Source organism: Pseudomonas sp. 5Ae-yellow, from assembly GCF_014077575.1.
In the GTDB taxonomy this organism is placed as follows: Bacteria; Pseudomonadota; Gammaproteobacteria; order Pseudomonadales; family Pseudomonadaceae; genus Halopseudomonas; species Halopseudomonas neustonica.
Map to the genome: position 1 here is coordinate 1 of NZ_JACGWE010000129.1, position 738 is coordinate 738.

At 56.4% G+C, this 738-nt stretch carries 1 protein-coding gene; it reads left to right on the forward strand.

Translation table 11 applies throughout. The features are described from left to right. The coding region (locus H4J77_RS19575; RefSeq protein ID WP_182250135.1) for an Hcp family type VI secretion system effector at nt 1-480 on the forward strand (480 nt) is incomplete at its 5' end. Between the last annotated feature and the right edge of the window lie 258 nt (nt 481-738).

Sequence of the window (738 nt, forward strand, 5' to 3'; positions counted from 1 at the left end):
CAGGGCCTGATCACCGCCGGTACCTTCACCGAAGATTCCGTCGGCAACATCTTCCAGGAAGGTCACGAAGACCAGGTACTGGTTCAGGGCTACAACCACCAGGTCATCATCCCACGTGATCCACAGTCCGGTCAGCCGACTGGTCAGCGCGTTCACAAACCGATGATGATCACCAAGGTGTTCGACAAGTCCTCACCGCTGATCTTCAACGCCCTGACCTCCGGTGAGCGTCTGAGCAAGTGCCGTCTGGAATGGTACCGCACCTCCGCTACCGGTACTCAGGAGCACTACTTCACCATCGAACTGCACGACGCCATCATCGTTGACGTCCAGTCACAGATGCCGAACTGCCAGGATCCGAACATGGCGCATTTCACCCACCTGGAAGACGTCTACTTCACCTACCGCAAAATCGTCTGGACCCACGAAGTCTCAGGAACTTCCGGTTCTGATGACTGGCGCACACCCGTCTCTGCCTAAGGCATTTACAATGCCCCGCCATCGGCCGGCCGCGTCTTTATGAGCGCGCCAGTCGATGGCTTTTTACGTTTTAAACCCACCGTCTGCACCAGTTCAGCGAAAGGAACAACGGATGTTCTCCCCAGCCAATGAAGCAGCCTTCACCCTACACATCGACGGCGCTGCCCACGATTTCAAGGTATTGGCCTTTACCGGTAAAGAGGCCCTCAACCAGCCGTTTGCCTTTGAGCTGGAACTGATCAGCGAACAGCCCGACAT